This window comes from Cognataquiflexum rubidum (assembly GCF_022538115.1).
Taxonomy (GTDB): Bacteria; Bacteroidota; Bacteroidia; order Cytophagales; family Cyclobacteriaceae; genus Cognataquiflexum; species Cognataquiflexum rubidum.
In genome coordinates, this window is sequence record NZ_JAKZAL010000029.1 from 1 (window position 1) to 12906 (window position 12906).

General features: G+C 40.5%; 14 protein-coding genes. 9 read left to right on the top strand and 5 right to left on the bottom strand.

The window, feature by feature from the left end:
• The 4 genes from MMU05_RS21070 to MMU05_RS21080 form a co-directional block, all read left to right on the top strand.
• The coding region (locus tag MMU05_RS21070) for a hypothetical protein (protein WP_241143634.1) at window positions 1-210 on the top strand (210 nt) is incomplete at its 5' end.
• Between the two features lie 373 nt (window positions 211-583).
• A complete protein-coding gene (locus MMU05_RS21075) occupies window positions 584-745 on the top strand; it encodes a hypothetical protein (protein WP_241143635.1) in 162 nt (53 codons plus the stop codon).
• 215 nt (window positions 746-960) lie between these two features.
• The gene (locus tag MMU05_RS23190; protein WP_418884486.1) at window positions 961-1110 is read left to right on the top strand and encodes a type II toxin-antitoxin system VapC family toxin; all 150 of its coding nucleotides are present in this window, start codon (window positions 961-963) and stop codon (window positions 1108-1110) included.
• Window positions 1111-1261: 151 nt separating this feature from the next.
• Window positions 1262-2455, top strand: coding sequence for a DUF4221 family protein (locus tag MMU05_RS21080; protein ID WP_241143636.1), 1194 nt, complete (start codon window positions 1262-1264; stop codon window positions 2453-2455).
• 93 nt (window positions 2456-2548) lie between these two features.
• Here MMU05_RS21080 and MMU05_RS21085 read toward each other — a convergent pair whose 3' ends face one another.
• The 3 genes from MMU05_RS21085 to MMU05_RS21095 all read right to left on the bottom strand — a co-directional run bounded on the left by MMU05_RS21085 (window position 2549) and on the right by MMU05_RS21095 (window position 6122).
• Window positions 2549-3241: a hypothetical protein gene (locus tag MMU05_RS21085; RefSeq protein WP_241143637.1), complete on the bottom strand. Its 693-nt coding sequence runs from the start codon at window positions 3239-3241 to the stop codon at window positions 2549-2551.
• 56 nt (window positions 3242-3297) lie between these two features.
• Window positions 3298-3909: a Uma2 family endonuclease gene (locus MMU05_RS21090; protein WP_241143666.1), complete on the bottom strand. Its 612-nt coding sequence runs from the start codon at window positions 3907-3909 to the stop codon at window positions 3298-3300.
• Window positions 3910-4115: 206 nt separating this feature from the next.
• Complete coding sequence (locus MMU05_RS21095) at window positions 4116-6122, bottom strand: alpha-ketoacid dehydrogenase subunit alpha/beta (RefSeq protein ID WP_241143638.1); 2007 nt, start codon at window positions 6120-6122, stop codon at window positions 4116-4118.
• A 298-nt stretch (window positions 6123-6420) separates the two neighbouring features.
• Here MMU05_RS21095 and MMU05_RS21100 point away from each other — a divergent pair, with 298 nt between their 5' ends.
• Window positions 6421-7020: a helix-turn-helix domain-containing protein gene (locus tag MMU05_RS21100; RefSeq protein ID WP_241143639.1), complete on the top strand. Its 600-nt coding sequence runs from the start codon at window positions 6421-6423 to the stop codon at window positions 7018-7020.
• 522 nt (window positions 7021-7542) lie between these two features.
• Window positions 7543-8634: a hypothetical protein gene (locus tag MMU05_RS21105; RefSeq protein ID WP_241143640.1), complete on the top strand. Its 1092-nt coding sequence runs from the start codon at window positions 7543-7545 to the stop codon at window positions 8632-8634.
• Between the two features lie 181 nt (window positions 8635-8815).
• Here MMU05_RS21105 and MMU05_RS21110 read toward each other — a convergent pair whose 3' ends face one another.
• On the bottom strand, window positions 8816-9100 hold the full coding sequence (locus MMU05_RS21110) for a hypothetical protein (protein ID WP_241143641.1): 285 nt from the start codon (window positions 9098-9100) through the stop codon (window positions 8816-8818).
• Between the two features lie 303 nt (window positions 9101-9403).
• On the opposite strand from MMU05_RS21110, the gene rimO reads away from it, so the two are divergent.
• Together rimO and MMU05_RS21120 are read left to right on the top strand one after the other, a co-directional pair.
• Window positions 9404-10714 (top strand): 30S ribosomal protein S12 methylthiotransferase RimO, encoded by a 1311-nt coding sequence (gene rimO, locus MMU05_RS21115; protein WP_241143642.1) that lies wholly within the window; start codon window positions 9404-9406, stop codon window positions 10712-10714.
• Window positions 10715-11037: 323 nt separating this feature from the next.
• Window positions 11038-11583: an REP-associated tyrosine transposase gene (locus tag MMU05_RS21120; RefSeq protein WP_241143643.1), complete on the top strand. Its 546-nt coding sequence runs from the start codon at window positions 11038-11040 to the stop codon at window positions 11581-11583.
• 36 nt (window positions 11584-11619) lie between these two features.
• Here MMU05_RS21120 and MMU05_RS21125 read toward each other — a convergent pair whose 3' ends face one another.
• Window positions 11620-11805, bottom strand: coding sequence for a hypothetical protein (locus MMU05_RS21125; RefSeq protein WP_241143644.1), 186 nt, complete (start codon window positions 11803-11805; stop codon window positions 11620-11622).
• Between the two features lie 92 nt (window positions 11806-11897).
• Between MMU05_RS21125 and MMU05_RS21130 the strand changes: the two genes are divergently transcribed.
• On the top strand, window positions 11898-12770 hold the full coding sequence (locus tag MMU05_RS21130) for a glycerophosphodiester phosphodiesterase (RefSeq protein WP_241143645.1): 873 nt from the start codon (window positions 11898-11900) through the stop codon (window positions 12768-12770).
• The last annotated feature ends 136 nt before the right edge of the window (window positions 12771-12906 follow it).

Below are 12906 nucleotides of genomic sequence, written 5' to 3' on the forward strand. Positions count from 1 at the left end.
ACCAACTCAGGAACAACAGGAACTAATATCAGCTATCATGAAAAATTAGCTTGGGTGTCCCATCGCACAAAACAGGAAAGCCCTGAAAGGGCGGAATTTTTTCATGAATATTCAGGAATTTTTTCATTTCAAAGCTTGTGTTATTCTGGATTTTTAGGATACGATGGGCTGCACCCATCGTTGAGATATTTTGCCCTTTCAGGGCTGTGAATAACTGTAGGATTAATGGCCAAAATTCTCCTAAAAAGCCTCAGCCCCGACGGGGCGAGATATCATAGGGATGGGTGTAGCCCATCCATCAAATGAATTGGGAATTCCGATAAAGCCCTGAAAGGGCGGAATTTTTTCAGAAATCCTAGAGAATTTTGCCATTTCATAGTTAAGCAAGGTTTGAATAATTCTTTCTACTAACCCAGATAACCCGGAGGGCCTAGAGTTTCCTAGATCTTGGATTGGAGTATTTTGAAAACAAGGGTTTAATGGTTAAATTGGGTATTCTTATATTAATCTAGGAGAAATGGAGTTGACAATGGATATTAAATTTGAGCAATTGGTTGAAATTGTTAACCAACCTCCTGAAGATATGAAAACGAAACTGTTCCAATCGGTAAGTCAGAATAAGAAAAAGTCACTATCTAAAGATGATTTTCAAAAGCTATTGCTTCAGGCTCCAACCTGGTCAGAGGAGCAAATAGAGGCTTATGAAAGTGCTAGAAAGCATATTAACCTCTCTAGGATAGCATGATACTTTTGGATTCCTCGGTATTGATTGACCTATTTAGGAAAAAAGACAAATCTAAATCCTACTTTTTCGAATTGTTGTCCGAAGAAAATGACCTTGCGATTTCTACGATTACCCAATATGAGATTGGTATTGGAAACAAATCTTCTAGCTCAGAATTTTGGAATGACTTATATGGTAAACTAATTATTTTGCCCTTTGATCAAAATTGATCGGATGTGGCAATTGAGGTCTATGCTTCTTTAAAAAAGCAAAATAAATTGATAGACTTGGCTGATTTGTTAATAGGAGCTACCGCAAAAAATCACCGGATTCCGCTAGCTACCCTGAATAAAAAACATTTCCAAAGAATTGAGGGACTAATGTAGTTGTGATTTTTTTACAGAAATGAGCAAGGGTTTTTACCGTAAAATGCGCTCCTTTTCGAAAAATTTATAAGAAGTGTCATATAAACCCTCCCTCCAATCACTAACAAATATTAAGTCCAAATTTCTCAACATACCAAATCCTGGCCATATTATGAATCTCAAATCCAATTCTATTTTATTCCTTTTTTCACTTCTCGTCTTTTCTTATTGCAATCCAAACGATGAAACTGTGGCAGATGATCCTCTCAAGCAACTGGAATTGGAAGTGGTGGATTCTCTGATGGTAGATGAACTTGTTCCGCTCCGTCTTCAGGATTATTCACCGGAGGCAGGATTGTATATCCTGTTTGATTCCAAATCCCAAAATCCGTTTTTGGTCAACGAAAAAGGCGAAATTCTCAATAAGTTCGACCTGAAAGGGGAAGGACCAAACGGCACAGGAGGAAATGGTGCTTTTGGTTATAAATTCTTGGACAAAGACAGGTTTGTGGCGCAGGGTGCATTTACGGGTTATTTTATTTACGACCTACAAGGGAATCAGATCCGAAAAATCGCCAACAATGCCAAGGAACTTTGGCGGATTAGCATCTACCGCAACCGGACGACTTTCCATCCCTATGTCGAAAACGGTCAGGACATGATGCTTGGGGAGGAACAGAATTTTTTCTCCAATGAGGAGTCGGATTACAAAACCTTAGGGACGGATTATTATTCTAAAATTAGCAGCATTTATCGTTACAACCTTGGGACTGAGGAAAATGAAATCCTGGAATCTTTTCCTGAATCTTGGGAACCTAGGCTGAACAAACGTTTTGTAGGACCTGATCTGCCTTTTGTCGCACTTCATGATTCCAAGAAGAAATTCGCCTTGCTACCTTTGGTTGGCAATCAGGTGTTCATTTATGAATTTCGGGAAGACAAACCGGTAATGACTCAGGATATCAAACTTTCCCACCCTCTCCGACCTGAATCAGCACCCCTCTTTGACATTGATGCAGAAAATCCCGACTCAGAGTATCCCAAATTTACCAATGTCCTTTTTGCGGGAGATTACCTGATTGCTTCCTTTAGTACCAAAGTTCCACTATCTGTTATGACCGAACTCCGTGCCAAGTCGGAAGAATATTACCAATTGCCGGAGTTTAAAGAAGCGATGAAAAAGTATATGAAATACTACCATATTGTGGTCAAAGACGGAAAGCAGATCGGGATTATTGATGAGTTACCTGTTCATGGGGGATTGGAATTTTTGGATCGAAAAGGAATCCTTTATGTCAATGACAATGCCAATCCGGAGGAAGAGCGGGATTACAATGTTTTTTACAAAGTGAAAATCAAGGAATAAAAAAAACCGGCAGTTTCCCGTCGGTTTTTTAGGATATATATACAGTTGGTTTAGATTCTATTTTAACGAAACAAATCCTGTGCCATTGCATTTTCAGTTGCCAATCGTAAAAATAAATCCGATTCCGGGTTGTATCATGGTAATGGCTGACCTCTGCGGTGTATAGACAAACTCCCCCTCGCCCTGATCGGGACGATATTCTGTATCCTGTTTTCTGAGAAAATCCACCGGCCCACTGTCGTGGTACAGGACTTTGAATTCGAAATGCCCCATTTCCCTGTTTTTGAAGGGGACTTTGAACCCACCTCCAAAGCGGTAACCCAACACCCAATCACTGAAATCCATCCCTTCTTCTATCGGTTCTTCAAACTGAAACTCTCGGATTTTATATCGGGTATAGAAATAATTGGCGCCAACCTGCGCTTCCAAAAATGGGATGATCCGCTTTTCACTTTCAAAATTATACCTGAAGATCCCCATAAAAGTCATCAGATTATTGTTTCGTCTCAGTCTCAGTTCGTCGGTAAATCCCGGATATAGGTCGGTTCTTTTTTCGAGTTCTGTGCCATGCTTTCCGTATCCAAGTCCAAATCCCACCTCAATGGGCTTCATGGGAAACCGGTAATAAAAAGATATGGTATATTCAGGAAAAACAGATCCATCCATTATTTCCCTCAAATCACCCACAGGTACACCAAGATTGGCCTGAAAACCTGTTGAGAAATATTGGGCATGGGAAACAGATGCAGACAAAAGGAAGATAGCTAGAAAGATTATCCGAGTCATTAGAGTATTTTTGGAATTAATACGGAAAGAACCTAATGCAGTTTTAGAAATTTGTTTCAATCCAAGTCTTGGAAAACCTCTTCCAAATCCAAACTGAATCCTTCAATACAAGCTGAACTTACAATATCTCCGGGTGAAAAAAGTCTGGAGGGGACGTATTTTCCTGTAGTCAGGGTATAAATCAAAAGCGTCTGTTCAGTGGGTTGGATCACCCAATATTCCTTCACGCCGCTTTCTTCATAGACTTCATATTTGTACTTGAGTTCTTTGCGGTTGGAACCGGGGGAAAGGATCTCGATAATCAAGTCCGGCGCACCGATACAGCCTGCATCATCCAATTTGCTGCGGTCGCAGACCACGCAGATATCTGGCTGAACTACAGTAAAAATATCTTCGTTTTTCTTTGACTTAATTGGAAGCCTTACATCAAATGGTGCAGTATATACTTCACAGGATTTATTCTCGAGAAAATTGAAGATTTTATTAGAAATTATCAGTGAAACTTTTTGATGAATTCTCCTAGGGGCCGCCGCCGCAGACTTAAAAACTTTTCCTTTGATGATTTCCACCATTTCATCCATTTGCCAAGTCAGGTAATCCGCATAGGAATACTTGCCATATTCTGTATAGGGTTCGCTGACTTTGTTTTCGGTTTCTTCGGTTTTCATCATTCTAATTTAATGAAAAACTTGGTGAAATTGATTTTGATGAAAGCTGTATGAATGGTCGTTTTGATCGTCAATCTGAGTTTCAGACATTTTAAAAAAAAAACTTTCAGAAAAGGAATGACTTTGAAACTTTATAACATTAAAACCTTAAAACCTTCTAATCTTTTAATTTTACAATTTTACAATTTTCCAATTTTCCAATCACCCTAGTACTCCATCAACTTCCTCAATTTTTCCTTAAACCTCTCCACAGGAAGGAAATTCTTTTCCAGACTTGGTGCAAAAGGAACCGGTGTATCCAAACTTCCTTCCCGCATCACAGGGGAATCAAGTGATTCAAAGCAGTTTTCCGAAATCCAAGCCACTATCTCCGAACCTATTCCTCCTGTGAGGCAATCTTCCTGAAGGAAAATCACTTTCCCGGTTTTCTTGACCGTTTTTTCAACCGCCTCTTTGTCCCAAGGGAGTAAAGTCCGCAAATCCAAAATGTCTGCCGAAACACCCAATTCTTTCACCGCTGTTTTTGCCCAATGAACACCCATGCCGTAGGTGATAATACTGAGCGTCTCCCCATCCTGTACCAAGTTGGCTTTGCCAACTTGGACTGTATAATAATCATCAGGAATGGCTTCCGAAATGGAGCGGTAAAGCGCCTTATGCTCAAAGTACATGTAGGGATTTGGGTCTTCAAAAGCCGCATTCAGCAATCCCTTGGCATCATAAGGGTTGGAGGGATAGACGATTTTCAGTCCGGGAGTGTGGAAAAACCAAGCCTCGTTGGATTGGGAATGGAAAGGTCCTGCGGCGACTCCGGCACCAGTAGGCATGCGGACGACAACATCGGCATTTTGTCCCCATCTGTAATGGATTTTAGCCAAGTTGTTTACTATTTGGTTGAATCCCACGGACACAAAATCCGCAAACTGCATTTCCACCATTGACTTATAACCTTTGATGGATAAACCCAAGGCAGCGCCGATGATGGCGCTTTCGCAGAGTGGGGTATTGCGAACTCGGTCAGCGCCGAATCTGTCTTTGAAACCATCCGTAATCTTAAATGCCCCACCATAAGTTCCGATGTCCTGACCCATGAGGATGAGGTTTGGATACTTTTCCATGGATTGGCGGAGGCCGTCGGCGATTGCATCCAAGAAGCGCTTTTCTGTTTTCTGATCTGATTTTGGAGTGATTACTTCTTGCTGAAATGGCGCGTAGATATCCGCCATTTCCTCTTCAGTATCTGCGCTAACTGCTTCTTCGGCAAAGGCAATATCCAATCCTTTATTGATCGCAGCTTTGATTTTTTTATTGATTTTTTCTTTGGCTTCCGAACTCAATACTCCTGATTCCTCCAAATACCTCTCGTAATTGTCCACAGGGTCTTTGAGCGCCCATGTTTCCATGAGGTCCTTGGGAACGTACTTGGTTCCTGAAGCTTCTTCATGTCCACGCATCCGGAAGGTAATTGCTTCCAAGAGAATCGGTCTTGGGTTTTGCCTGATATCTTCCGCTAATTTTTTGACAGTATCATAGACTGCCAAAACATTGTTTCCGTCCACCCGAACAGCCTCCATACCGTACCCTGGTCCTTTTTCAGTAAAATATTTGAAAGCAAACTGCTCTTCACTTGGGGTGGAAAGTCCGTACCCGTTGTGCTCTACGACAAAGATTACCGGGAGTTTCCATACTGCGGCCACATTGAGACCTTCGTGAAAATCACCTTCTGAACTTGCCCCATCACCGGTAAAAACCAAGGTGACTTTGTTTTCTTTTGAAAGTTTATGGGCCAAACCGATGCCGTCCGCAATGGCCATCTGTGGACCGAGGTGGGAAATCATCCCGACGATATGGTGTTCGTTGGTGCCAAAGTGAAAGGAACGGTCTCTGCCTTTGGTATAGCCCGATTTTTTACCCTGAAACTGTGCAAAAAGTTTTTCCAAAGGAAGATTTCTACCGGTAAAGATTCCAAGATTTCGGTGCATCGGAAGGATGTATTCATCTTCCTGCAGGGCATTGACTGCGCCGATGGAGATGGCTTCTTGTCCCCAACCGCTAAACCACTTGGAGATTTTTCCCTGACGGAGGAGGATGAGCATTTTTTCTTCAATCCTTCTAGGCATCAACAGGGACTCATATAGATCCAATAAAGTCTTGTCAGAATACTCTTTTCTATCAAAAATCATTGCTTGCGCTTCGGTGCTTGGAATTGGCATGGGGTTTATGATTTAATATGTATTGACGCAATGATGCCAGTGAAAGCGTTAATCCAAAATAATTTAATGTTGGACACTGAAATGTCCGGAACATCGGTCTTCCGACTTCGGTCTTCCGTCCCGACTGAAGTAGATTATTAGGTAACTGGCAAAGAAGCGTATATCTATTTAATTTGATGCCAAATTAGTTGAATTTAGCTTTCTCCCCAAGGTTTGGACAGAACTTATCTTGTACCAAATTGGGTTATGTTTACTTAAATCCAAATCTTTCATTCAATAAGCAAAGGAGGAAATATTTATGGTAGATATCCTGATCAAAAATATGGTTTGTCCACGCTGTATCATGGCTGTTGAAAATGTCCTGAACAAACAAAAAATTGGATTTGAAAGGGTGGAACTTGGGAAAGTGAGGTTAAATACCCAAATGGATGAAGTTGCCTACGGGATCTTTGAAACCGAAATTGAAAAACTCGGCTTTGAAATCTTGAAAGACAGGGATGTGCAGCGCATAGAAAAGATCAAGAACCTGTTTACCCTGTTGTTTCAAAAGGAGGAAATACCTTCGGGTTTAATTATTTCCACATATATCAATTCCCATATCCCGGAAGATTACAGCATGCTGAGTCACCTTTTTAGCAGCATGGAAGGAATTACGATTGAAAAATATTTTATCAGCCTCAAAATCGAAAAAGTAAAGGAGTGGCTTTTTTATGAAGAGCTCACCTTGAGTGAAATGGCGTATAAACTGGATTATAGTTCCGTGCAGCACCTTTCTTCCCAATTCAAAAAAATCACGGGCATGACACCGAGTGAGTATAGGAAGTTGAGGAGGGATGGAGGTAAGGAAGTTGGGAAGTCGGGAAGGTGGGAAGGTGGGAAGTCGGGAAGTAGGAAGTAGGAAGTTGGGAAGTTGGAAGGTAGGAAGTAGGGAAGTTGGAAGGTAGGAAGTAGGGAAGTCGGGATGTAAGTTTGAAGTAATAAGTTGGTGCTCGGATCAAAATTTTATCGTGGGTTTAGGCTGACTCCTCCACTTGGACTCAACTTTAAAACTTTTCAACCTTGAAACCTTACAACCCCTAATCTTTCAATTTTCCAATTTTGAAATTTTTCAATTCCCCCTAAAAACAGCAAAGGCGTCGATTCACATCGACGCCTAAAAGTAATGCAAGGTTAATGAAAAAATTTTCGTTTGCTGTACGACTTCAAAAGTAGAAATAAACCTTTCCCCAAAAGGAAATCAACCGTTAAGGATACTTTAATTTAAACCCAAATTAATCCTCAAAAATTAATATTTAAATAACATAAGGGATCCCGTCAATGGCCTTCCAAATCAAAATTGCCGATTATGATTTTTTTGGCCACATAATCTTTTAACTTAAGGACTTGCTAAAGAACACCTTTGTATAAATAATCGGAACCAATGGCACTTTCTAAAATTTTAATAATTCTCCTTAGTTTGATTTTCAGCAATGATTTTGATCAGCAAGAAAGAAAAACCACAGTCGAGATCAAGGGAGATCAATTTTATATCAATGGCAAGCCAACTTATCAGAATAGAGTTTGGAACGGCCAAAAGATTGAAGGATTATTGATGAATTCCAGGATGGTACAGGGGATTTTTGATGATTTAAATCCAGAGACTGTATCCAATTGGGAATACCCCGATTCGGGAAAATGGGATGCAGAAAGGAATACCGATGAATTTATAGCCAATATGGAAGAATGGCGAAATCATGGACTTCTTTCTTTCACCATCAATTTACAGGGTGGAAGCCCGTTTGGATATTCCCAAAGCCAACCGTGGTATAATTCGGCATTTACCGAAAAGGGCGAATTGAGGAACGACTATATGGAACGGTTAAAAAGAATCCTAGACAAAGCGGACGAACTGGGGATGGTTCCGATAGTCGGATATTTTTATTTTGGTCAGGATGAAAGATTACAGGACGAACAGGCTGTTATTGCGGCAGTGCAAAACGCGACAGATTGGTTACAGGATGGTGGATACAGGAATGTGTTGATAGAAATAAACAATGAATGTGATGTCCATGCTTATGACCACGATATTTTAAAGCCTGAAAGAGTTCATGAATTGATAGCATTGGCTAAGAATATAGAAAAAAATGGGTTCAGGTTTTATGTGAGTACAAGTTATGGAGGAGGAGTGATTCCCAAAACCAATGTGGTCAAAGTCTCTGATTTTATATTGCTCCATGGCAATGGGGTAAGCAGCCCGGATAGGATTGTTGAAATGGTTAAACAGACCAAAGAAGTGGAAGGATATCAAAAAATGCCAATAATTTTTAACGAAGACGATCATTTTGATTTTGACAAAGATCGGAATAACTTCAAAGCTGCCGTCTCAGCCTACGCATCTTGGGGGCTGTTTGATTATCGCATGAAAGATGAGGGCTTTGAACAGGGATATCAGAGTGTACCGGTTGATTGGGGAACCAATTCAGAGCGGAAAAAGGGATTTTTTAAGTTATTGAAAGAAATTACGGGGTATTGAAATAAGACTTGGGAAATTCAGAATTAAGAATGATGAATTAATAATGACAAAGAAATAAAGTGGAAATAGGGCTTAAATAGAGTGGAAATACAGTTGAAATAAAAAGGGAGAACCTTCCAACCTTCCAGCAATCTAATTTATCAATTTTCCAATTTTCCAATCTTTTCAACACTTTTTTGGATCAAGAACCTGCCCACGGAGATCCGAAAATGCCAACAGCTAATTCTGCCCAAACTAGGAAGAAAACCAAAAGAATTCCTCCACAAACAAGAATCCTGCCTTGAAGATTTTTGAATGTTCGCAGAACTATTTCCATAGACAATCCGGTGATGAGAAGCAGAATCCCCATTACAATAAAATCAAAAAGGTCCCAATCAACCTCATCGGTAAATTGCATGGCTACAAGCGGAAAGAGTAATAATCCCACGATTGTTGATAGGATCAATTTTAATCTCATGTCTTTCATAAGTTGTAAGGGGCTATAGTGATATAGTGAGTTTCATGTAAAAGTACTTTGAAATACAAAGTAATCTGAAATCATTTTATTCACCAAATTTTTTAACAATAATTTAAAATCTTTCAATTCCCCAACCTTCTCCCAACCTTTCAACCTTATTACCTTTCAATTTTTCAATTTTCGAATTTTCCAATCCTTCCCCCAACCTTTTAACATTAAAACCTTAAAACCTTTTAATTTTTCAATCTTCCAATTTTCCAATCTTTCAATCCTCCCTTTTTCCCCTACCTTTGCAGCCAAAGTAGGAAAAGCGTGAAAGCGAGAACATTAAAAAAAGACAAAGTCAATATCATCACCATGGGATGCTCCAAGAATCTGGTTGATTCAGAGGTGCTATTGACACAATTGAGAGGAAACGGGATCATTGCATTCCACGAATCCGAAAATCAGGACAACAACATCGTCATCATCAATACCTGTGGCTTTATAGACAATGCCAAGCAGGAATCCATTGATACGATTCTACAATATGTGGATGCCAAAGAAAAGGGATTGGTGGACAAGGTTTATGTAACCGGTTGCCTCTCTCAGCGGTACAAGGACGACCTCGAAAAGGAAATTCCACAGGTGGATGCCTATTTCGGGACGAGAGACCTTCCTGCATTGCTCAAAAAATTCAAAGCCGATTATAAGCATGAACTTGTAGGGGAGAGGTTGCTGACGCACAATGCCCATTATGCTTACATGAAAATTTCCGAGGGCTGCGACAGACCTTGTTCATTTTGTGCCATTCCGCTGATGCGTGGAGGCCATATTTCAAGACCTATCGAGGAATTGGTGAAAGAAGCCCAACACAAAGCCGCCAACGGAACCAAAGAATTGTTGCTGATTGCACAGGATTCGACCTATTACGGTTTGGATTTATATAAAAAGAGAAACCTTGCAGACCTGCTCAGAAACCTTTCTGATGTGGAAGGAATCGAATGGATCAGGCTGCATTATGCCTATCCTACGGGATTCCCTATGGATGTGATCGAAGTGATGAAGGAGCGATCCAATATCTGTAATTACCTTGACATCCCGCTTCAGCATGGTTCTACATTAGTATTGAAGACCATGAGACGGGGCACAACCCGGGAAAAGCAGGAGGAATTGATCCATTCAATCCGAGACATCATCCCGGAAATTGCGATCAGGACAACCTTGATTGCCGGGCATCCTGGAGAGGGCGAAGCCGAGTTTCAGGAAATGGTGGATTTTGTCGAAAGGATGAAATTTGAGCGTTTGGGCGTATTTACCTATTCCCATGAAGAAAATACCCACGCCCACACGATGGAGGATATCATTCCACAGGAAGTGAAGCAGGCAAGGGCAAACCACCTGATGGAGATACAGGAGCAGATTTCATTTGACCTCAATCAGGCCAAAATCGGGAAAGAGTATAAAGTGTTGGTAGACAAAAAAGAAAACGGATACTTTGTCGGGAGGACAGAATTTGACTCCATCGAGGTGGACAATGAAGTCCTGATCGATGCCTCCAAGCATTATTGCAGGGTGGGTGATTTTGTCAATGTCCGTGTCAACGACGCCACTGAATTTGATTTGTATGGGGATGTGATTTAATTCGACCTGTTATTCTGCTTCTCCAGAAGCAGAATTCTATAGTTTGTCATGCTGCTTTTCCGAAAGCAGCATTTATTTTTTACATTGGATTTAGGTCATGCTTCTGAAGAAGCAGGACAGCTGGTTTACGTTAATCTGCTTCTCCAGAAGCAGCATTCCAATTTATTGTTGATTTAGGTCCTGCTTCTGAAGAAGCAGGACAGCTAGTTCCTGTTAAACTCGTTCTGCTGCTTTTCCGAAAGCACCATTTATTTTTTACCTTGGGATTGAGTCCAGCTTCTGGAGAAGCAGGACAGCTATATTACGTTAAAGTAGTCATTTTTATGAAGCCCTTTCAAGTTTCTGATCAACATTCAGTCTATTTTTTAACCCTCACTATTGAAGGATGGCTAGATATTTTTACCCGAAAGGATTATAAACTAGAAGTGGTAGATAGCCTTAATTTTTGTGTAGAGAGAAAAGGATTAGAGATTTTTGCTTGGTGTTTGATGTCAAACCATCTCCATTTGCTTTGTAGATCAAAAGAGGCGTTCAAGTTATCAGAAACCATTCATGACTTTAAAAAATTTACAGCGAAAAAGATCTTAGAAAGTCTTGAAAAAGAATCCATTGAATCTAGATCTCAATGGATATTGGAAATTTTGAGTAAAAGGGGAGAATCTCAAAACCGCATAACTAATTATAAATTCTGGAAGGACGGACTTCATGCGATTTCTGTGGAGTCAAGTTGGTTTTTTGAACAGAAGTTACATTACATTCACAACAATCCCGTGGAGGATTTAATTGTTGAAGAGTCCACGGAATACCTTTTCAGTTCAGCCCGTGATTATTCAGGAAAAAAGGGTTTGGTGAAGGTTGAATTGTATTGATTTTCAAGTCCAGCAGAAGTAGGACAGCTTGTTTTGTTATTCTGCTTCTCCAGAAGCAGAACTTCTTTCTGACTTTTTTGCTACTTTTCCAAATAAGTTAAAAACCTTGCGAAAATTGTGATTTGTTTTTCCAGAAGTAAGCCAACTAGGTCCAGCTTCTGGAGAAGCAGGACAACAAGGCGGCACAAAAGATCGATTTCTTTGGTGCCTTTTTTGTTTCATTGGATTTTTATCCCCTTTTTTTAACGAAACAATAATCCCAAAACCCTAATCAAAATTAAATTCTGTAGTAAATTGGTCAAAAATAGGACTCAATGAAAACCATCTTTACCACACTCTTTTTTTTCCTTTTGATAATGTCTGCCTCCGCCCAATTTACCTATGACCTCCAAGGCCACCGTGGCGCAAGGGGATTGATGCCTGAGAATACGATTCCTGCCATGATCAAAGCCTTGGATCTTGGCGCCACCACATTGGAATTGGACTTGGCTGTCACGAAAGACGGGATTGTCATTGTTTCCCACGAACCTTATATGAATCCTGTGATTTGCCTGACGCCCGAGGGAAAAGAGATTGCGGCAGGAGATAAGTCTCACAATATCTATCAGATGGACTTTGCAGAGGTCGTGAAATACGACTGTGGTTCCAAATTCCATTCTGGATTCCCAAAGCAGGTTAAGTTCCTTGTGAGCAAACCCAAACTCTCGGATCTGATCGATGTCGTCGAAAAATACGTGGCCGATATGGGTTTACCCAAGCCAAATTATAATATCGAGATCAAAAGCGGCCCCGAGGGTGATGGGAGTTACCATCCTGCGCCAAAGGAATTCTCTGATATGGTACATAAAGTACTCGACGGAAAACTTGATTGGAGCAGGGTTACCATTCAATCCTTTGACTTTAGGGTTTTGCAATACATGCATCAGGCTTATCCCAAGGTGACTTTGGCCATGTTGGTGGAGACGGCAGCCAAACCCACCGAACAGCTGGCTAAGTTGGGATTTCAACCACAGATTTATTCGCCTTATTTTATTGCTTTGACCAAAGAGACGGTAGACCAACTCCATCAAAAAGGAATGAAAATCATCCCTTGGACTGTCAACACCACCGAACAGATGGAGCGGTTATTGGAAATGGGAGTGGATGGAATCATTACCGATTATCCAAATCTTGCCCCAAAAAAGTAAAAAAGAAAATTATCCTGAATTCAATTTTTTCCGTTGTCTTTCTCCCGACAAATGTTGTTTGTAACCAGGTGTAAATTTGACTTTGTTCCCATTTAATTTTCTTTAAATGAGGAATAGCTAAGCTAAAATCATTTCT